The sequence below is a fragment of the Microcoleus sp. AT8-A3 genome, assembly GCF_036705675.1.
In the GTDB taxonomy this organism is placed as follows: Bacteria; Cyanobacteriota; Cyanobacteriia; order Cyanobacteriales; family Microcoleaceae; genus Microcoleus.
The window spans coordinates 50,222-70,930 of record NZ_JAUBVD010000028.1; the positions used below are offsets into that span (position 1 = coordinate 50,222).

At 46.3% G+C, this 20,709-nt stretch carries 17 protein-coding genes; 6 read left to right on the forward strand and 11 right to left on the reverse strand.

All coding sequences use genetic code 11. The annotated features are described in order from the left end of the window. Positions 1 to 22: 22 nt before the first annotated feature. Positions 23 to 418, reverse strand: a complete 396-nt coding sequence (locus QUB51_RS17375; RefSeq protein ID WP_006632892.1) for a response regulator — start codon at positions 416 to 418, stop codon at positions 23 to 25. A gap of 2,077 nt (positions 419 to 2,495) precedes the next feature. Between QUB51_RS17375 and QUB51_RS17380 the strand changes: the two genes are divergently transcribed. The 3 genes from QUB51_RS17380 to QUB51_RS17390 all read left to right on the forward strand — a co-directional run bounded on the left by QUB51_RS17380 (position 2,496) and on the right by QUB51_RS17390 (position 6,966). Continuing rightward, positions 2,496 to 5,048: a DNA topoisomerase (ATP-hydrolyzing) gene (locus tag QUB51_RS17380; RefSeq protein WP_333054812.1), complete on the forward strand. Its 2,553-nt coding sequence runs from the start codon at positions 2,496 to 2,498 to the stop codon at positions 5,046 to 5,048. A 152-nt stretch (positions 5,049 to 5,200) separates the two neighbouring features. Continuing rightward, the gene (locus tag QUB51_RS17385) at positions 5,201 to 6,688 is read left to right on the forward strand and encodes an ATP-binding cassette domain-containing protein (protein WP_333208267.1); all 1,488 of its coding nucleotides are present in this window, start codon (positions 5,201 to 5,203) and stop codon (positions 6,686 to 6,688) included. Between the two features lie 125 nt (positions 6,689 to 6,813). Further along, positions 6,814 to 6,966, forward strand: a complete 153-nt coding sequence (locus QUB51_RS17390; protein ID WP_333054810.1) for a chlorophyll A-B binding protein — start codon at positions 6,814 to 6,816, stop codon at positions 6,964 to 6,966. Between the two features lie 212 nt (positions 6,967 to 7,178). Here QUB51_RS17390 and rpoD read toward each other — a convergent pair whose 3' ends face one another. The 4 genes from rpoD to trxB form a co-directional block, all read right to left on the reverse strand. Continuing rightward, entirely contained in the window at positions 7,179 to 8,345 is a 1,167-nt protein-coding gene (gene rpoD, locus QUB51_RS17395; protein ID WP_333054809.1) for an RNA polymerase sigma factor RpoD, read from the reverse strand. 686 nt (positions 8,346 to 9,031) lie between these two features. After that, on the reverse strand, positions 9,032 to 9,196 hold the full coding sequence (locus QUB51_RS17400) for a hypothetical protein (RefSeq protein WP_333054806.1): 165 nt from the start codon (positions 9,194 to 9,196) through the stop codon (positions 9,032 to 9,034). Between the two features lie 997 nt (positions 9,197 to 10,193). Then, on the reverse strand, positions 10,194 to 11,078 hold the full coding sequence (locus QUB51_RS17405; protein ID WP_333054802.1) for an ABC transporter permease: 885 nt from the start codon (positions 11,076 to 11,078) through the stop codon (positions 10,194 to 10,196). Between the two features lie 407 nt (positions 11,079 to 11,485). Beyond that, entirely contained in the window at positions 11,486 to 12,856 is a 1,371-nt protein-coding gene (gene trxB, locus QUB51_RS17410) for a thioredoxin-disulfide reductase (protein WP_333054800.1), read from the reverse strand. A gap of 584 nt (positions 12,857 to 13,440) precedes the next feature. On the opposite strand from trxB, the gene QUB51_RS17415 reads away from it, so the two are divergent. Further along, positions 13,441 to 14,457: a methyltransferase domain-containing protein gene (locus tag QUB51_RS17415; RefSeq protein WP_333262493.1), complete on the forward strand. Its 1,017-nt coding sequence runs from the start codon at positions 13,441 to 13,443 to the stop codon at positions 14,455 to 14,457. Between the two features lie 115 nt (positions 14,458 to 14,572). Here the strand turns inward: QUB51_RS17415 and QUB51_RS17420 are convergent, their stop codons facing one another. From QUB51_RS17420 to QUB51_RS17435, 4 genes are all read right to left on the reverse strand, one after another. Next, the gene (locus QUB51_RS17420; RefSeq protein WP_333208264.1) at positions 14,573 to 15,493 is read right to left on the reverse strand and encodes a hypothetical protein; all 921 of its coding nucleotides are present in this window, start codon (positions 15,491 to 15,493) and stop codon (positions 14,573 to 14,575) included. Positions 15,494 to 15,619: 126 nt separating this feature from the next. Beyond that, positions 15,620 to 15,916 carry a type II toxin-antitoxin system RelE/ParE family toxin gene (locus QUB51_RS17425; RefSeq protein WP_333208263.1) on the reverse strand — a complete coding sequence of 99 codons (297 nt, stop codon included), beginning with the start codon at positions 15,914 to 15,916 and terminating at the stop codon, positions 15,620 to 15,622. After that, positions 15,913 to 16,143: an addiction module protein gene (locus QUB51_RS17430; RefSeq protein ID WP_333054795.1), complete on the reverse strand. Its 231-nt coding sequence runs from the start codon at positions 16,141 to 16,143 to the stop codon at positions 15,913 to 15,915. Before QUB51_RS17430 ends, QUB51_RS17425 begins: the two co-directional genes overlap by 4 nt. Positions 16,144 to 16,271: 128 nt before the next feature. Continuing rightward, positions 16,272 to 16,451 (reverse strand): hypothetical protein, encoded by a 180-nt coding sequence (locus QUB51_RS17435; protein WP_333203912.1) that lies wholly within the window; start codon positions 16,449 to 16,451, stop codon positions 16,272 to 16,274. A gap of 150 nt (positions 16,452 to 16,601) precedes the next feature. On the opposite strand from QUB51_RS17435, the gene QUB51_RS17440 reads away from it, so the two are divergent. After that, positions 16,602 to 16,841, forward strand: coding sequence for a helix-turn-helix transcriptional regulator (locus QUB51_RS17440; RefSeq protein WP_172186452.1), 240 nt, complete (start codon positions 16,602 to 16,604; stop codon positions 16,839 to 16,841). A 59-nt stretch (positions 16,842 to 16,900) separates the two neighbouring features. Here QUB51_RS17440 and QUB51_RS17445 read toward each other — a convergent pair whose 3' ends face one another. Further along, positions 16,901 to 18,010, reverse strand: coding sequence for a diguanylate cyclase domain-containing protein (locus tag QUB51_RS17445; RefSeq protein ID WP_333262497.1), 1,110 nt, complete (start codon positions 18,008 to 18,010; stop codon positions 16,901 to 16,903). 426 nt (positions 18,011 to 18,436) lie between these two features. Continuing rightward, a complete protein-coding gene (locus QUB51_RS17450; RefSeq protein ID WP_333203908.1) occupies positions 18,437 to 18,931 on the reverse strand; it encodes a DUF427 domain-containing protein in 495 nt (164 codons plus the stop codon). A 113-nt stretch (positions 18,932 to 19,044) separates the two neighbouring features. Between QUB51_RS17450 and QUB51_RS17455 the strand changes: the two genes are divergently transcribed. Continuing rightward, entirely contained in the window at positions 19,045 to 20,325 is a 1,281-nt protein-coding gene (locus QUB51_RS17455) for a GH25 family lysozyme (protein WP_333208261.1), read from the forward strand. Positions 20,326 to 20,709 lie beyond the last annotated feature (384 nt).

Sequence of the window (20,709 nt, forward strand, 5' to 3'; positions counted from 1 at the left end):
TCCTTTTTCATGTATGGTTCACTCAATCAGGTAGCAAAGCCTTGATTTGATTCACAAACTCTTGATGGTCTACCACAGGCTTAGAGATGTAACCGTCGGCACCGCTTTGATCTAGAAATGTTTCTTTATCACCAGCCATCGCGTGAGCAGTCACCAAAATAATCGGCAGCGAGGCTGTTTGCGGGTCAGCTTTGAGCAGTTGAGTAATCTTAATGCCGTCAACAGATTTGCCCTGGTACACGCTGCGGGAAAGAGACACATCCATTAAAATCAAATCAGCTTCGCCGTTGGCAGCAATCTGCATCACCTCTTCAACATTTTCCGTGTGTTTCACGGCTAAGCCCCCCCGCTTAGTCAGAATTTTGGAAAAAACCCGAGCATTAACCAAATCGTCCTCTACAATCAGAACGGTTTTCATAAATAAATATGGGAAGTATAGAAACTTTGTGACTTTAGTCCAAAGAGGAACACGACACGGGGACTACATTCCCCGTCAAAAATGCAGAGTTTTTAGCGCCATCAGCCGGGAACCCTGCAAAACCCGTATGTATATCCTTGAGCCACTAGCTGTCAGAGGGTTTACAGATGCCTAGAAGCATCCAGTACCATCATTTAGACTACTATACACAGACAGTTTAGTTCTTTTTTATAACTAGACCTGCTACTGGTGACAGTCTCAAGATTCTCAGGTAGCAGGTTTCTAGTACAATCCTGGACGCATGGACGACGCCTCGCAACCAGGTTTTTGCTAGTTTTGGCGGGCTATAACGAACTATTGCTATGAAAAAACCCGGTTTGTGACTACCCGTGAGTCCTGCACTTATAGTACCCTCTCTTTCGGTCAAGCCTCCAGCTTCTACCATTTTAGATTTTAGATTTTAGATTTTAGATTTTAGATTTTAGATTTTAGATTTTAGATTTTAGATTTTAGATTTTAGATGGGAACTGATTGACTGGATATCAGTTTGGATCACGGATATACAGTTTCACTATTTTTTGAACTGGTATTAGATTCGGGAATGTGTGATAATTATTTTCCTTCTTCCTGATTAGAATCAAGCCATGTTTATTCACATACTCCCGTCGCCACCGCATTCAAAGTAGCGAATCTAGCGGGGATTGTTGGAGATTTTTAATTCTCAGTTTTAACCCCTCAAAACGGCTGAAAATATCGACGCTTCCGTTCATCTAGTGGATGTCAGACTAGGAGATAGCGCCAGGAGAGCTTTTGACTGATGAATTATATTAATATGGCATTTTTGACACTCTCAGCGAGTCACGACCACGCTCTATGGTTGAATAAGCCCAAAAATGGGAGTTCACTCATCAGAAAAAATGGGTAGAAACCCCGTGCTTCTAGCACGGCTTTATATTTTTGATTTACTACCGCCTTGGGATTGGTTAACGGGAGTGTACTTTTGTATTGCACTTTCAACGGGACAATTACCGCTTCCAATCTTCCAATCCTGTACGCATAGTATTTTGCACGGGTTGTACCTCCCATGAATGGGGTAATGTTAGCTTCGACAATGTTTCGAGAGCTTGTTAGACCTGCAACACTGTTCCTGTTACCTTAGAACTGTTTAATTGCTTCGGACAGAGCAGGGGACTAGCTACGCATCCACAGGGTGTCGTGACTCTCAAAACGTAGGCAATTAAGCCTTAGTCTGGTCAGTACGGCTTGCCAGATTTCTCTTGCAAGCCCCGTGTCTTTAGACCGGGGTTACTGACAGTCCAGTCGCCTCTACACGATCGGAACAAGTACCAGTCCCAGAGATATTCCAATTCTGCTTACTTTTCTTTTTTAATACTTTCGGAGTCCATCACGCTTCCAAAATACGGTAGGTAAGCTCGATCGTCTACCATTGCTGCTTGATCCACGCTACGGCTGTACCGAGACGAGCTCAATCTGGGGTTTCTCCTGAAGAGAATATTTCTTCGTGTAGATGGTTATTCCTAATTGCAATTAAATTCTATCATAGATTGACGGGGACTCAAGTCCCTCGTGACCGAAAGCATCGAGGATACCCGCCACGTGATTCATCCGTCCAGAAATAAAAAACCTGTATCCGATCAAGGAGCCCCCGAATTTATCTCGCGCAAGTCAATGCTTCAATTCTTTAATCTAAAATCTAAAATCGCGCAATCGATTGACGCTTTCCTAGGAAGAGCTAAAGCCTCACTAGGTTCTGAGTTTATGGCCTTCCGTGTACTCCTGTGAATCAACCTTCTCACGGCAGAAGGTAAATAGACAGGTAGGCGCAAATGAAGGCAACATAGAGGTTAGGGTAAGAGTGGAGAGTAAGAGGCAAGTGTTGCCCGTCTTCGGGACTCTGATTCTGCTTTCACAAGTTAAGTTTATTTTTATTCTTCAACTGGCCGCTTTGGTCGAACTTTCGGTTCGTCTGGGGCAAAGGCTTTTCAATCGAGACAGGAAACCTCGGCATTATTGACAGAGGCTGTTTTCACTCAGGAATTAACGGACACAAGGACTCATGGCTAAACAACTCAACCTACTTTCCGGGCAAGTAATTTCTACGCCTCTGCACGCCGAGATGCAGCAATCGTACCTCGAATATGCCATGAGTGTGATCGTCGGGCGAGCTTTGCCTGATGTCCGCGACGGTTTAAAACCAGTTCACCGTCGAATTTTATATGCGATGCACGAACTCGGTCTGACGCCAGACCGACCTTACCGTAAGTGTGCCCGGGTAGTTGGAGATGTTTTGGGAAAATATCACCCCCACGGCGACCAATCGGTTTACGACGCTCTGGTACGCATGGTTCAGGAGTTTTCGAGCCGCTATCCTTTACTGGCGGGTCACGGCAATTTCGGTTCGGTGGACAATGATCCGGCGGCTGCTATGCGGTATACGGAAACGAGGCTGGCACCGATCGCCCACGAAGCTATGCTAACCCAAGTCGGCGATGCAACTGTTGATTTTACTGGTAATTTTGACAATTCCCAGCAGGAACCGACGGCGCTGCCTGCTCAGTTGCCGTTTCTGTTACTCAACGGCTGTACGGGCATTGCTGTGGGGATGGCAACTAATATCCCGCCGCACAATTTGGGGGAGGTGGTAGACGGTTTAATTGCTTTGATTGAAAACCCGGAACTATCCGATGAGAAGTTGATAGAACTGATTCCAGGCCCGGATTTTCCAACCGGGGGGGAAATCGTCGCTACAGAGGGCATTGTTGACGCCTACACTAAGGGTCGAGGCAGCATTGCGGTCAGGGGTGTGGCCGGAGTGGAAGAGGTGCCTGGTAATCGCAAGGTGCGTACTAAAACGGCGATCGTGGTGACGGAGTTTCCGTTTCAGGTAAATAAGGCGGCTTGGATTGAAAAGGTGGCGGAGTTGGTTAATGCTGGCCGCCTCGACGGTATTTCTGATTTGCGTGACGAGAGCGATCGCGAAGGGATTCGAGTGGTGATTGAACTCAAGCGGGAATTTACTCCAGAAGCGGTTCTCGCTCGCCTTTACCAACAAACTGACCTGCAAACAAATTTTGGGGCGATTTTGCTGGCAATTGTCAACGGTCAACCGCGACAGTTGACGCTGAGACAATTGTTGCAGGAATTTCTGGATTTCCGGGAAGTGACTCTTACCCGCCGCTACAATTACGAGTTGCAGGCTGCGGAACGCCGGTGTCACATTGTCGAAGGCTTAATGTTGGCTTTGACAAATCTCGATACAGCGATCGACATTCTCAGAAATTCTCCTGACGGCTCTACTGCTAAGCAAACTTTCCAAGTTCGCCTAAATTTGAGCGAAAGTCAAGCTGATGCGATTTTGGCGATGCCGATGCGTAGGCTGACTGGTTTGGAAAGGCAAAATTTGCAGTCTGAGTTTGATGAGTTGATGGCTAATATTCAAGAATTGCAGCGGTTGTTGAGCGACAGGCGCGAGCTTTTGAAGGCTTTAAAGAAGGAATTTCGATCGCTCAAACGCAAGTACGCTGACCCCCGCCGCACTAAATTCGCCAATGGAACTGCACGCGCAGCAAACGCCGAATCACAATTTGCTGGTAAGAAAAATTCTGGGGTGAAGCAGTTGTCGCCGGCAACGATTCAGCCGAACTTATTGCCCGTTCTAGAGCCAGAGGAAACTATTGTTGAATTTTCGCACAAGCAGTACGTGCGACGCTTGCCTGCTGGGGAAAAGCCACGCTCGAAAAGTCGCGAAAAATCGGTTTCAGCTTTAGAAAAAAATGAAGATTTTATTGTGACGGCAAATCTGACGAAAACCGATCGCACTTTGGTCGTCTTAACTCCTAACGGCAAAGCTTACCCGCTGAAAGTGGCGGATATTCCTAGTAGTAGCGCCAAAGACCGGGGAAGGCCGATCGTTAGTTTGTTGTCGCCGAGTGCTACTAAAGACAGTGCCGATCGCGCTTTGTCGGAAATCACAGTTGCACACTTTATTTTGCCGGAAAATTCGGAGGCGGCGGATTTAGTAACTCTGACTCAGCAAGGAAAAATTAAGCGCTTGGCGATGCAGGAATTTGCTGATTTGACTAATCGTGGCGTTACTGTTGTTAAACTCAAGGAGGACGATCGGCTGCGCTGTGCGAGTCTGGCTAAAGTCGGCGAGCAAGTGGCGATCGCAACTTCAGGAGGCCGAGTCCTCCGGTTTGAGATTGATGATGAACAACTGCCGCCAATGGGCCGCGCGGCCCAGGGTTCTCAAGTAACCAGGTTGCGGAAGCAGGAACAGTTGGTGGGCTGCATCACTCTCGACCCGAACGACAGTCTGGTGCTATTTTCCGAGTTGGGTTGGGCAAAACGAATGCCGGCAGGTTCTGTCAGACTTACTAACCGGGGCGAAATTGGCACTCAAGCTTTTCGCTTCTCAGAGCCTAAAGATGCTTTAGTTGGCTTGCTGCAGGCTGTTCCGGGTACGGATGTCAAACTTTTTACTAATTCTGGCCGCCTGCTGCGATCGACTATTGATGCTATAGCTTTTTGGGGGAAAGATGCTGCGGGCGATCGAGTTTTTGACCTGAATCCAGGTGAAAAAATTATCAAAGTTATCAGCAGTCAGTAGTCATTAGTCATGGGTCATTGGTAATGGGGAATTATTCTTCTTGCAGGACTTCTTAAGCCTTGTTCCCAGGCTATGCCTGGGAATACATACTCGGAGGCTCTGCCTCCAATTCCCCAATCTAAAATCTAAAATCTAAAATCTAAAATTGTTTAATGGCGCAAGTTGTATTAGAAAATATCTACAAAAGCTTTCCTCTCCGCCAAGGAGAACAGGAAAAAGAAGCAAACACCGTCGCAGAAAGTGTCTCGCATCTAGCCGAGCGCCCTGCGTCTAACAGCGTTTTGCGGCGCATTAACCTGACGGTCGAAGACGGGGAGTTCATGGTGCTGGTGGGCCCTTCTGGCTGCGGAAAAAGCACTTTGCTGCGATCGATCGCCGGTTTGGAAGTTTTGACGGCCGGCAATATTTGGGTTGGCGATCGACTCCTTAACGATTTGCCTCCTAAAGACCGAGATATCGCTATGGTATTTCAAAATTATGCTCTCTATCCTCACTTAACAGTTTACGATAATCTCGCCTTTGGATTGCGCCGCTCGGAAAGGGAGAAGGAAGAAGGAAGTTCGGCAACGGATTCTGTAACGGATGTAACGGATGTAACTGATAGAAGGAAGAAGGAACAAGGAACAAGGGAAAAGGGAGCAGCTAGAAGGAAGCAGCTAGAAGGGAGCAGAGAGAAGGGAGAAGAGACAGAAAAAGAAAAAGGAAGCAGGGAGAAGGCAGAAAAAATCAGGAATCAGGTAAAAGAGCTTATTAATTATTTAGCTTCTAATACTTTAAACAACGAGCGAATATATGCTTTATGGGAGGATTTTTTGGTAGGAGCTACTCGCAAGTTGCCTCCAGGTTTGCGCTATTTGTCGGAACGGGAAAAGGCTGTAGGGAAACGAGTGCGGGAGGTAGCTGAATTATTGCAAATAGAATCTCTTTTAAATCGCTTGCCGAAACAACTTTCGGGAGGGCAAAAGCAGCGGGTAGCTTTGGGTAGGGCGATGGCTAGGAATCCTGAAGTTTTTTTGATGGACGAACCGCTATCGAATCTGGATGCAAAATTGAGGGCCCAAACGAGATCGCAAATTGTGCAGTTGCAGCGACAGTTGGGAACTACAACTATTTATGTAACTCACGACCAAACTGAGGCGATGACTATGGGCGATCGCATTGCTATTATGAAGGTCGGCCAGATTCAGCAAGTAGCTCAACCTCTAGAGCTTTACAACAAGCCGGCTAATCTGTTTGTGGCTGAGTTTATCGGTTCTCCGCCGATGAATTTTTTGTCTGTGGAATTTAGTGCTCCGCTGTTGATTTCTCACCCGCAATTTCGCTTTACTTTACCCGATATTTGGGCAAAAAGTCTACAACAATATGACGGGCGAAGGCTGATTTTGGGCATTCGGCCGGAACATCTGAGCATTAACCCTCCGGCTACCAAAAATCTTTCGGTACAAGTGGAAATTGTAGAGGCTTTGGGACACGAAACTTATTTGGGGGTTTGTTTGACGGATGCTCCGGCGGTGAGGATGCAAGTGCGGGTTCCTCCTGAGCGATCGATCCGAGTTGGCGAAGAGCTTTGGTTGGCTATCGCCCATGACAAGATTCACTTGTTCGACCCTGATACCGAGTTGGCTATTTTTCCTAGTTAGGCAAAATCCTCAAGGTCGATCGACCGTTGTGACCGATATCACCAATCACAAGCTTGCATTTTTATCAAGGAATGTTATATTTATTTACATAAGCCTTACAAAAGTTAACGAAGGGAGTTCGCACTATGCAAGAACAAAAACGCAATGCTTGGAACTGGGGCTTCACCGAAGGCGCCGAAAATTGGAACGGTCGTTTGGCGATGATTGGTTTCTCTGTCGCTGTCATCATCGAATTGGTTTCCGGTCAAGGTCTGCTTCACTTTTGGGGCGTGATGTAATTTTCTAGTTAAGACTTTTTTGACAATGCAAAGCTTGGGAGTTCCGTTACGGACTCCCAAAATTTTGACAGCGCGATTTGGGCCACAAATAGGCAATTGCTCCCGGCAGTTAGCAGCACAAAATTTAACAGCTATAGCTCAAACCGGGTCGGGGGGTTCCCCCCCCCCAAAAGAGTGATAATCACTCTTTCGGGTGATGCTAGCAAATTACTCTAGCGGATATATTCTTTCAAGATGCTGTTCCGGTTGGGATGGCGCAACTTCCGCAAAGCTTTAGCCTCGATTTGGCGAATCCGCTCGCGGGTGACGTTAAAGATTTGACCAATTTCCTCCAAGGTCTTCATCCGTCCGTCATCTAAGCCGTAACGCAGCCGCAGTACATCCCGTTCGCGGGGGCTGAGAGTATCCAAAACGCTTTCCAAGTCTTCCCTGAGCAGGTTTTTGGAGACTTGATCTTCTGGTGTTTCCCCGTCAGATTCAATAAAGTCTCCCAGACGTGAGTCTTCCTCTTTGCCGATCGGAGTTTCTAGAGAGATTGGCAATTGTGCGGACTTAGCAATGAACCGCAACTTCTCGATCGTCATTTCCATGCGGGTAGCAATTTCTTCTTCCGTAGGCTTGCGACCCATTTCCTGAGACAGGAGTTTAGTAGTTTTCTTGATCCGCGAAATGGTTTCGTAAAGGTGAACAGGTAGGCGGATAGTGCGCGATTGGTCGGCAATTGCTCGGGTGATAGCCTGACGTATCCACCAAGTTGCGTAGGTAGAAAACTTGTAGCCTTTTTCGTGATCGAATTTTTCAGCGGCCCGGATCAGACCCAAAGAGCCTTCCTGAATCAAATCTTGGAAAGACAAACCGCGATTCATGTATTTTTTGGCGATCGACACCACCAAACGCAGGTTTGATTGCACCATTTTTTCCTTGGCCCGACGGCCGACGTGAAGTCGGTGACGGAATGCAGGAAGTGCCATATCTACAGCATTCGCCCATTCGCTGTCTTTGGGTTCGCGGTTATACTCTTCGAGCAGTTGTTCTCGAACTCGCTCTAATTCCAGCAAATCTGCAATCTTGCGCGCTAGTTCAATCTCTTCGTCAGCTCGCAGCAGTCGAATCCGACCGATTTCTTGCAGGTAAAGACGAATAGAGTCTTCAGTATAATGCTTTTTCTTTGCCTGTGCCCGACGGCGGGCTTTGGCGCCTTTGCCAGCTTTAGTGTCGTCCTCAGATTGAGAGTCTAAGAATTCTTCTCGATCGTCTTCTTCGTCGATAAAGAGTTCCAACTCGCTCTCAGGTAGAACGCTTTCGGCGCCCCGAAGCAACTCGAGTGTTTCCATTTCCGGTGTAATTGTGGTTGCGAGTACGGTGTTAGCCTGGATCATGCCGTCTTCCTCATGCTCCTGAATTAAAGAATAAATAACAGTGGAATAGTGTCTGTTTGTAGTTTAGACAAGTTAGCCAGTATTGACATTCCCGCAGGAAAAAATAGTGGGATTTTCGGTTTGCTAGCTGAATCTGTTACCGAAACTGCACCTGTTTTATGAGTCACGGTTCGAGTTCTGGTTTGAAGCAGGCAGCGCATTCAATCGATCGCAAATTTTAACATCGCGACCTTGAATTGAGCTAGCGGCTTTTTCTTTCGGAACGAGTTACCACATCACCTGCGATACCTTGCCCACAGAAGCAAACCATGAAGTGCGATCGATCGCACTTCCAAAAATACTGGCTTTTTTACTCGGTACTTCGAGCTTTTACCCGTACAAGTTTTCCCGCACGGAACCCTCTAACTTTTGTATTTGAGGTATCGAACTTTTGATTCGCCTTGCTTTCACTCTGGTTGTCAGACATGACAGTTGCACGGCAAATTTTCGCCACCTTGGATGTCGGTCTGCTGCCTCAAATGCAACAGCAGAGGGTTGAAGCACCAAAAGGGGAGAATCGGATCTTGCCAAGACCTTCCCGATTGTAGCCTTTCTCACAAAAAATGGAAGTTGTTTTCCATTGTTTGTCAAGAACTAGGAAAACTCTGTCAGCTTAGCTTGACAATACTAACTCATGTCCAGCTCTGCTAAATCCTGAGAACGGCCCGCAAAAACTTTGGCACGATCGAACGGCGCTGTTTTCTGCGTATATCTGGGTGAACGGCTGCGGCGTAGTTGGCCAGACAGTTAGCAGACAATTTTTGAGTTGCCCAAATTGGAACCAATACCATCCGTGTAGATACACCCATCATTACCCTGTTTCCCTGAATTGAATCATACGCAATCTGCGATTGAATAAAGCTCGTAGCTTTAGTTTTAAGCCGGCCACTCTGGATTAGAGACCGACTCTGACCCCCTATGAAGCGTTGCGGGTTGAGTAGTGCAACAGGGGCTTTCATTGTTAAGTTAGCTCAAATCTCAGAAATTGGCTTTAATTTTGACGTTAAATCACATTAAGTTCTTAACGTCACATTCTTATTTAAGCAGTTCGACACGAGTTTGTCGCGTCCGTGGCAAAAACCACCCGGATAAATTCTACTGAGAGTTAACCCGCCGCGCAACTCTCGGCTGTGGACTTCTCTAAAATTTTTGGCTTTCGGTTCGCACTTACGCGATCGCACTGTCTCACAAACAATACAATTCGACATCTCCCGGAAGTATAACTTCACGATTCCTTTAAATACATTGTGACAGTGTGAAGATTCAATAAACTCCTTCCATCAATTTTAAGTAGGATTCCCGAATTGTCTTGATAATTTCAAGCAGACGGAAAAAAATCCCCAGCGGACGTTGATGCAACTACCTGCAGATGATAACTCCGCCAGGGAAGGAAAATTTACCCAGTTAGCGATGTGCTTGCTATTGTTGGAGAAGGCATAAGCTGCAGGATGCGCTTAAAGAAATGGAACGGTAGGACGTTGGTGCGATGCTCAAAATTTTGTTATTATTTACAGCGTGTCATCAGAAAGCACAGAGCCTTGCTTTATCCTCTAGTGTGGTTTAAATTATGTGGCTTGACCTTTAGGGGAGGAAGCTATCAATAAAAATTTCAGCTCCGTGCCTGTATTGACAACAGAACGAAGGTTTACGAAAAAGAATTCACCTGATTGAGATAAAGATTTAGTAATTAATCGGGCCGAGATTACCATCTCTTTATAGCGCCTGTTTGTAGTCAGGACTTCAGTTTTTTTATATTTGTGAATAAGCACTAAAGTCCTGACTGCCAACTTAATTTAACCGCAAGACAGATTACTGCTGATTCCGCAGGCGAGGGTTAACAAACTCGTTTAATCCTTCCCCCACCAAAGATAGTCCCACTACCATTAAAGTCATCGCCAAACCGGGAAACAAAGCTGTCCACCAAATACCAGTAGGTAGCGCATCTAAAGCTAAACGCAAGTCGTGTCCCCATTCGGGAGTTGCTTCGGGAAGTCCTAATCCGAGAAATCCCAAACCTCCTAATGTTAAAATTGCATCGGCCGCGTTGAGCGCAAACAGCACCGGTACGCTCTGAATCACATTCAGAAACAGGTAGCGCGAAAGCACTGTCCAAGTGTCAGCACCCATTGCTCGCGCGGCTTCGACAAATAATTCGGTTTTGACGCTGACGGTGTGATTCCTCACGACGCGGTAGTATTGAGGGATGTAGGAAATGCTCAGGGCGATCGCAGCATTCAAAACTCCTTTTCCCACTACAAATGCTAGCGTCAGAGAAAGTAGCAGCCCCGGCAAAGTATAAATTGTATCCATTAAAAATAACAACACTCGATCGAGCTTGCCACCCAAATAACCGCTAACCAAACCCAGCGGCACACCGATAAACAAACTCAAAGCAGTGGCTAAAATTACCACTTGCCAAGCCGCGCGAGAAGCAAACAGCGTGCGGGAAAACACATCGTAGCCGCTGCGGCTAGTACCAAACCAATAATTCGCCGACGGCGGTTCGTGGATGGGGTTACTCAAAGCCTCGGTAGGATTTTGCAGCCATCCCCAAGCTTGCATAGCTGGAGACAAGGTTGCTACCAATATAAACACGGCAGTTATTGTCAAACCTGCCCACATCATTTTCATTGACAGGCTTGACGGTGAGGCACTGTTGAGAAATCGCGGCAGTCGGAGGCGGCTTTGAGCCATAATGACGATCGACCTATATAAGACTTTTCGATTTTAGTAGCACTCAGGCGAAAAAACCCGGAACAGTCAATCGATTTTAGATTTTAGATTTTAGATTTTCGATTGACTTGCGCGAGATAAATGCTCTTTCTTGAGGATTTTCGATTTTCGATTTGGGATTGATTCCACGGATAAATCACGTGGCGGGTACCACCTTTGAAATTCCTGGTCAAAAATCCTCTTTCTCATTCGCCAAACACTCGCGACAAACCGGGTTTTTTCGCGCGATGGGGCTACAAAAAAATCGGTTTCTCCCCTGCACGAGACTGGCGCGCAGGGGAGAAACCGGGTTTTTGGCAGGTGGGACACAAGTTGAGTTTAGGAAAAATCTCTCTTGGCACACCTCCAATCTAAAATCGATCGAATTCCTACAAATTACTGGCAATTAACTCGCGGTACTGGCTTTTCGGCTTAACTCCTTTGAGCTCAGCCACCAAATCTTTGTCTTTGAAATACTGAATCGTCGGCGTACCCATCACGCCAGCATTTTCAGCAATTTCAGGATCTTCTTCGATGTCAATTTCCACGTAGTGGATTTTGCCATCGAACTCATCTACTACTTTGCTCAAAATCGGCTTGAGGCTGTGGCAAGGCCCACAACTCGGAGAGGCATATTTGACCACAATCAGTCGATCGCTATCGTGGAACAACTTCCGCAAAGCATAACCTCCTTCGTGGCGCGTCTCTTGGATATCAAAGTTCTCGCTGGTTTTGCGTACTTTTGGAGTTTCTGGCGCTGCTAGGGGTTGCTCGGATTCCTCAGTTTGATGGAATTCCTGCGTTAAACCGTTAACTGACAGCCAACGTTCTGCCAGCATCGCACCCATACAGCCGCTGCCGGCTGCGGTGATTGCTTGGCGAAACTCGTGGTCTTGCACGTCGCCGACGGCGTAAACTCCCTCGACGCTGGTTTCTACCGAACCGTGTTTGGTGGCGATATAGCCTACTTCGTCGAGTTCTAGCTGACCTTGGAACAGTTGAGTGTTGGGAGTGTGACCGATCGCGTAAAACAATCCTTTCACCAGCAAATCGCTCTCGGCGCCGGTCTCGATATTTCTAATTCTCACCCCGTCCATTTTGCCCCCTGGCTCTCCCAAGATATCCACTGCTTCGGTGTTCCAGTGCACGGTAATTTTGGGATTGCTCAGCACTCGGTCTTGCATGGCTTTGCTGGCGCGCATTCGATCGCGTCGCACCAGCATATGTACATGAGAGCCGTATTTTGTCAAATAAATAGATTCTTCCGCTGCGGTGTCGCCCGCGCCGATGACAGCTAAGTCTACTCCTTTAAAAATTGGGGTAGCGCCGTCGCAAATCGCACAGGCCGAAATGCCGTGACTCCAAAATACGTGTTCGCTAGGTAGCCCCAGCCGTTTCGCCGTCGCGCCTGTAGCGATTACTATCGTGTGGGTTTTGATTTCTCTGTCTTCTGATCGCACTGTAAACGGACGCTTGGTCAAATCCACCGAAATTACATCTTCTGTGTATAATTCGGCACCCCAGCGCACTGCTTGAGCTTTCATCCGATCCATCAGTTGCGGCCCGGTGATGCCTTCGGGAAAGCCGGGAAAGTTTTCGACTTCTGTGGTGGTCATCAGTTGACCGCCGGGGATGCCTCCCATTTGGTAGCCTTCAAAGACTACGGGTTTCAGGTTTGCCCTCCCCGCGTAGATGGCTGCTGTGTAGCCTGCTGGGCCTGAGCCGATAATTACTAGGTTTTCTACGGTTTCGTCGGTCATAGCTATTTAATTAAACTCATAACGACTTCGTTTTACTAATTCTAGCAGAGTTCGATCGAGTTTGGTGGGATGCCATTGTGCGATCGAGCATCTGTATCTATATCTTGAGGGTCGATCGGTCTTCGGGGCAACTCCAGCTACTTTGATAAGCAAAAACAATCTAAAAGTCGATTTAGTTTTAAATGTTCGATCTATTTTAAGGGCTGAAATCTTAAGAAAATCTAAAGACGACCAAAATTATTGACTTCATTCTCAATTATTTTACCTATTTACTTGTTTTGAGGCTTGTGGTACGATTTTCATAATCCAGGGGCATTATGACTAATTTTACTTTTTGACGCTGCAAGCTTTTAAAATCGTAAAATTAACGAATTCGCAAATGTAATAAGTACAATTATTTATGCAAAATCCGCATTTGATGGTTTAAGAATTGTAACGCAGATTTTGCCATTTTTGACAAAATACAGTATTTGTGGTATGCAAGGTGCGATCGGGGGAAATTAGAAGGAAATTTTTAACCGCTTCGGAAGCACAGGCGGGACGCCCGTGCCACGATAAACATAGAATTTTATAATTGTGTCTGAATGGATAAAATCAAGATATTGTTTGTGTGCAGTCAGAATAAGTGGAGAAGTTTGACTGCCGAGAAGATATACCAGAAGGTTAGTGGCTACAGCGTGCGATCGGCGGGAACGGAAAAAGGTGCAAGAATTAGAGTAACTGAGGGTTTGCTGGGCTGGGCGGATTTGATATTTGTGATGGAGAAGAAGCATGGCGATCGACTTCGCAGCAAATTTCCCGAAAGTCTCGAAGGCAAGAAAGTTATTTGCCTGCAAATCCCGGACAATTACGAATATATGGAACCGGAATTAGTCGAGCTTTTGCAGGCGAAACTCAATCCCTATATGGAAATTCCAGAGAACGAGATAAATTTTATGCAGCGAGTTTTGGAACCGGAAGTGATGGATTCCTTGGAAGAGGCGATCGAATACGATTCGATGGACTTTACTGAGGTTAATGCTGCTTTTGCTCAGAGTGCTGCGGCCTTGGGGCCGGTTTTTGGAAACGTTTTGGATGCGGGGACGGGTACGGCGAGAATTCCGATCGCACTTTCTCAACTCCGGCCAGCATGGAAATTGACTTGCATTGATTTGTCGCCAAATATGCTGAAAGTTGGGGCCCAAAATGTGGAAAAGGCGGGGGTGCGATCGCAAATTAGTCTCGAATTAATTGATGCTAAGGCAATGCCTTACCCTGACAATTATTTTGACATGGTGATTTCCAACAGCATTATCCACCATTTGCCCGATCCGCTGCCGTTTTTGCAGGAAGTCAAGCGGGTGTTGAAGCCGCAGGGAGCAATTTTTTTGCGGGATTTGCTGCGGCCGGAAAAACCGGAAATCAGGGATAATTTAGTCAAGCTTTATGCGGGAGATTGCAACGCGCATCAGAAACAGTTATTCAGCGATTCGCTGCAAGCAGCATTTACGCTGGATGAAGTTGAGGAGATGATGCAAAATGCCAGGTTGGATGGGTTGAGGATTTATGAATCTTCAGACCGGCACTGGACGGCAGAACGTGCTTGGTGCGAGACTTTGTAGACTGGGACGATCGGTTGCAAATATCTACTTTTGGGCAGGAAGAATTAGTATGATTGAACCGCGAAGACGCGAAGGACACGAAGGAAGAATAGGGAAGAAAAAGCCAGAATCAGCGTTAGGGTAATGGAATTATGCGGCGCATGAGGTTTCCGCTAATGTCTTCATCCAACCACTCAAGTGCATCGGGTTCCCAGTAGGCAGTTGCTAGTGGCAACCAACCAAAAAAAGAGCCAAGTCCACCGCAAATGGAGCATCCGCCGTCTCCGCCTCGGACTGTATGTTTGTCGCTAATTACCTCGCCATCGTAAGGATTTTGAGCGATGTGGAGTCCGAAAAGGTTGGGCTGCAAGTGGAGTTTCCAGTCGGCTGCCTTGTCAGTTGGGTAGCAATCGCTAGGATTTAAGTCTCCCCAGCGAAATAGAGTGGTACTTCCGGCACCGCAAGCATACTCCCATTCGTCGAAAGTTAGCAAGCGCAGTCCTTCAGTCGCCAATTCAGTCGCGAGTTCTTCATGCGTTTTGCTCGTAATTTGCCAAGCCTCAATCGAGCCATCCTCAGCACGATCGAATCCGTATCTATCGTTACATATCATCCTCTGCCTGTCTGGAAACTCTTTTAATAAATTCTGGATTTTAAGTGACTCCGAACTAATTGCCTCAAGACCGATTTTTGTTGGTTTAATTTCTACAAGCATCGGCGAAAATGTCACCTTTCGAGGAGGTGTAGTGACGCTTTGGACGTAAGAGTATATATCTCGATCGATCTCATACACCTGGGCAGTATCTTGAAATGATTCGATTTGCTCGTCTGTCGGGCGAAAGTTGTAGGCTTCGTATCCGATTTGGACTTCACCTCCTGGCATCAGAGAAAATAAAGCTCCTCCATACTCGAAAATGGCAATAGAGAGTTCGGGGCCGCCATCAGGGTAAAATCGCAAACCTTTAAAAATTACTAACTGTGGCAGATGTGCTGCTAATTCCTGTGAGTAGCGATTTTTTTGTTCTTCGCTCAATTTTTGCCATTCCTGCAATTCCATAAGCCAAAAGTTCCTCAACTCAAGTAGAGTTAACGTAGGGTGCGTCGCCCTTGAAAATTCTCGCCCTTGTGTATTTATCCCATAGCGACGCACCATACCGCGATATATCTCCTATCCGTAAAATTCTTAGACTCGTGACTGCCAAGTTTTCGGCTCTCGCTTGCTGTGAAATATCCCGATAACTACAATTTGCTCCGGTTCAACACGGTAGAAAATTAAGTAGGGAAACTGTCGCACAACTATGCGCCTCATTTCTTGGAAAATAGTTGGGTAGGCTTCTGGGGTCACGCTAATTCGATCGAGTGCTTCTTCTATACGATTGAGAAACTCTACTCCAAGTCCTGCACTTTGTTGCTCGTACCAATCAACAGCCTCATCAAACTCTTCTTGTGCAGCCGGACGCAGGACAATAGAAAGGCTCACTGTTGCAACCTCGCCATTGTTCTAGCTTTCACTTGTTGCCAAGAAATAACCGCACTGGGGTTTGTTTCGTGGTCTAGCAGGCGGCGAGATAGCTCTATCCTTTGAGATTCAGTTAATTCAAGATGTTCGGGATCTGCGCTTATGCTGTCCCATATCGCTTGTACTAAGCGAATTCTGTCATTAACGCTCAAACTAATAATTTCTGCAAGAGTACCAGCGAGATCCATAGCTTAAAAATGCGTCACAGCTAAATACTTTTCCACATTTTATCGCAAAGATTGCTGGAAAGGAGCGATCGCACCTCCCCAGCTATTCGCCGTACTGTTGCGCGATCGCTTCCAAACTCAAAACTAATTTACGAGCGATCGCCCGGATCGAACACGACTATTAGGCGAGCTTCCGGCAACAACTGTCGCAAAATGCGGATCTGACCGTCTGCATCCGACCAACTACGAAACCGACCCACAACGCTTCTTTGTAAATTGGGAAGCAAGCGAACAATAATCCAGGAATTCAGACGCTGTTTGTAAGGCATAATCGATTCATGCTCCTTTCCAAAGGGGTATTAGAGCCAGTCCTTGTACTTTCCACGGTTCTGGACTGGCTATTAAACATATTGTCTAATCAATTTATTGTTTAGTCAAGATGCTTAAGCATCTTATAGAAAAAATGTGCGATCAAAGTTATGCCGAAAAAGCCCGTTCCGCGACCTGAAGATGAAGAGTCGCACTTAAAGAAGCTCAGGGAAGAACTGGAGATGAGTCAGGAAGATTTGGCGCGAGAGCTTGGCGTTTCGTCGCAAACCATCAGCCGTTGGGAGTTGGGGAAGAATGTGCCGACGTTCACCGTCAAGCAGATGAAAGCTTTGGAGAAATTGCTGGCTAGCATCGGGAGGTCGATCGGAGATTTGCCAGACAATCTGTGATGGAAACCATTAAACCAGCCCACGGATAAATCCCTGGATCGCTTTTTCCAATCTAAAATCTAAAATCTAAAATCTAAAATTACTCGATCGCGCCCTAGGTCTTTAGCATGATAAAGCGCGCGGTCTGCCGCTGCAAGTAGGTTTTCCTGAGAAGTTTCGGACACAGGAAACGTGCTCGCTACCCCCAAACTCAGCGTCACGAAAGAACACACCGCTGAATTAAGGTGTTCGATTTCTAGTTCTTTGACGCAAACTCGAATTCGCTCTGCAATCCAAACAGCTATTTCAGACGAAGTGCGGGGTAAAATTACCGCAAATTCTTCACCTCCGTAACGAGCCACCAGAGTCTCCCCCGAAACTGCGCCTGCTGAGTAATGTACAGCCTCAACAATAGTTTTGGCTACCTGTTGCAAACAAGCATCTCCCGCCTGATGCCCGTAAGTATCGTTGTATTTCTTAAAAAAGTCAACATCGCATAAAATCAAAGATATTTCTGCCGCAGCTTCTCCCAATTCTTGCCATTCTTTTTGTAAGTATTCGTTAAAACAGTGGCGGTTGGCAATCTGAGTTAAGCCATCTAAGTTAGCAAGGCGATACAATTCTGAATTAGCTGCTTTTAATTGAGAATTAGCTGCTTCTAGCTCGGATTGCGTGACTGATAAATTGTAATAAAGTTCGCTCATAGACCAAGTAGCTTCTTGGTGAATTTGGGATAAAGCTACCCAGAGTTGATGCACGTCTAAAAGTCGGTAAACTTGAGGTTCTAACTGCACAACAATCGGCTCGTAAAGCAGTTCCGGCGGTCGCTGCACGGATCGCTGAGCTGCCATGACAATTAAGGCTACTCCTGGTAAAATCAAACTATCGGTTTGAGCTATTTGATACAAGGCTATAATCGGTCTGCAAGCAAATATATCTACTCCGTAAGGGCGGCTCATGCGTTCCATAAATCGCCGACGCGATATCATCCCTAAAAATTCTCCATTTACGGTTAAGATAACTCCCGGAAGCAGCGGGTGAGATTGAAAAAACCGGGCTACTTCTTTGGCTAGATATGAGGAGTCAACCTGAAAATTGAATAGAGCCAGATCCTTAAGAGTAGACTCTAAAGATAAATTTTTGGGTGATTTTTCTGGCGAGTTGGACGGCTCAATAAATTCAACAGACACAGCACAGATCCGAATAAATAAATAATAAAGAAGCAACAAAGCTAGTGTCAGATATTAACTTATACTAACATTTATTTATGAACAGTCACTGTATTCTTGACTACACTGTTTATTTCAAGGGATAAGCTGCTGCGTTAGCTTCTGCCTTGCCTGCATTGCATTACATTGATTCATCCTCACTCAATTAGAAAGCTATTGAATTAATTATTATTCATTTTTTTACTGTTGGCTTTTTGCGTCGTAAGAAAAAGATTTCAGAGCCATTCCTTAACTCATTCAAGGCGATCGCACACTCAAGAAACCTGGTTTTTATTTAAACCTGGGTCAAAGCTGTAACGATGTTTAAATAAAAAGACGTGGTTTCTGTCGCTGTTCTCAACTGAAAACTGAAAACTGAAAACTCAAAACTCAAAACTCAAAACTCCCTCACCACCCCCAAGTTCCCGGCCCTCCCTTAAACGGGCCGACAATATCTTTGGTAATCCAGCCGCCGTAAAAATCCCCTGGTTGAGATTGCACTAATTCCCCGTCCACATAACAGGCATCCATCTTGCTCGGATAAAAAGCCACATAATCTTTAATAGCTGCAAAAACCTGATTAGGATTGGGATAAAACCAAGCAGCATTTACTACTTCTTTCGACTCTACCGTCACAGTGTAATAACCGGCTTGTCCCTTCCACTCGCACCAAGAACCTCGTAAAGTTTTGTGCAAATATTCCATTTTGATGTCATCGGGGCAGATATAGTAGGCAGGAGGGTGGCTTGTCTCCAATACCCGCTGAGGACGGCGCGTGTCGGCGATCGTCACTCCATTAAAAATTATCTGTACGTGTTTGGTCGATTCCTCAAGCCGAGGGGGACGCGGGTAATCCCAAACAGACTCTTGACCAGGGCCGGGCTCTATTCGATCGAAGTTCATTCGCACCATCTCCCCTGTAAAAAAACAATTAGCGACTTAGCATTACAATTTTAATGTACCCTTAATCGAGTCGCTGCTTCAGAGCAAACCAGCTTTTCTCAACTCTTCGTCATATGAGTATTCGCGGTATAGATGTTTCCGACTACCAGCCCAATGTCAATTGGCCAGCAGTTGCCCGGGATGGTATCACCTTCAGTTTTGTCAAATCGACCGAAGGTGCAACGTTCGTTGCCCAAACTTTCGCTCGCAATTGGGCGGCGATGAAAGCGGCGGGGATTCAACGCGGTGCTTACCACTTTTTTCAACCTGCAAGCAGCATTCAAGGACAAATAGATTTGTTCTTGAAAACTGTAAAACTCGAACCGGGGGATTTGCCACCAGTCTTGGATATCGAAACTACAGGCGGTTTGACTGCGACTCAATTGTGCGATCGAGCCGCAATTTGGCTAGAAGCAGTCGAAAAAGCCACCTTGATGCGGCCGATTATCTACACGTACCCCGGTTTCTGGGACAACTTGGGGACAAAACGGTTTGCCGATTATCCACTGTGGATTGCTCACTATACCACTGCTGAAGAACCTTGGGTTCCCGGCGGCTGGAAAACTTGGACTTTTTGGCAATACAGCGACAGCGGCAGCGTGTCGGGCGTATCGGGCAATGTAGACACCAATATTTATGAAAGCGTCCGAGAAGGCACCGTAAGTTATAAAGTTGCAGACATCCAAAGGGAATTAAGAATTAAAGGTTTCTATCAAGGCGCGATGGACGGTAAATTTGGAGCTACCACCACAGCGGCGCTCATCTCATTTCAGAAATCTCAAGGTCTCAATCCAGACGGTATTGCCAGCCTCAAAACCTGGGCCGCTTTGATGCGAAAATCTCCCAAAGTAATTGTCCCTCCTCCAGCGCCGACACCCGTCCCGCAGCCGACTCCTGCTCCGACTCCCACTCCCATCTCAGACGTGCGCCTGACTCAGGTATTCTCGTCTTATCAAGCTAAGGCTAGTCAAGATACTGCCTTAATTTGGCTGCAAAGTCAAGTTTCTACCTCTGTTTTAGGGGAATTTGCTCAAAAATGGCGGGCGACTACCTTACCTCAAGATAGTAATTTGCGATTGATAGATGTGGGAAAATTTTATCGCGGTTTAGCACAACAAGACCAAGCTTTAGATTGGCTGCAAAAACAACTTTCTCCGGCTATTATTAACGAGTTTGCACAAAAATGGCGAGCTCAATCAACTGTCACTAATTCTCCGATTCGGCTGATAGATGCGTGCAAATTTTATCGGGCCGCACCCCAGCAAAACCAGGCTTTAGATTGGCTGGAAGGGCGAATTTCGCCGGCCATTCTATCGGAGTTTTTTCGCAGGTGGCAGAATGCGAGTCGATTATAGATTTTAGATTGAGTCTAAAGATGAATCTTGTGATGTAAAATTTTAGATGGGAACTCTACTCTAAAGATGAGTGTGGGAACGATAGATTAGATTATAGATTTTAGATTTACTCTACAGATGAATCTTGGGATTTTAGAGTTTTTTAGATGGAAACTCTACTCTAAAGATGAGTCTGGGGGCGATCGATTTGAGATGTGAGCTTTTTAATTGGAGATTGACCGAAAGCATCCAGGATACAAGCCCCCGGATTTATTCCGAAAGCAGACTCAGGACCGGTGAAATAAAAAACCTGTAAGCTGTCGCGCATTTAAATTGTAGATTGAGGGCGGGCGGGACGCTAGGGCCCCTACTCCCCACAAGACTTTAAAAATTTTTGACATACCA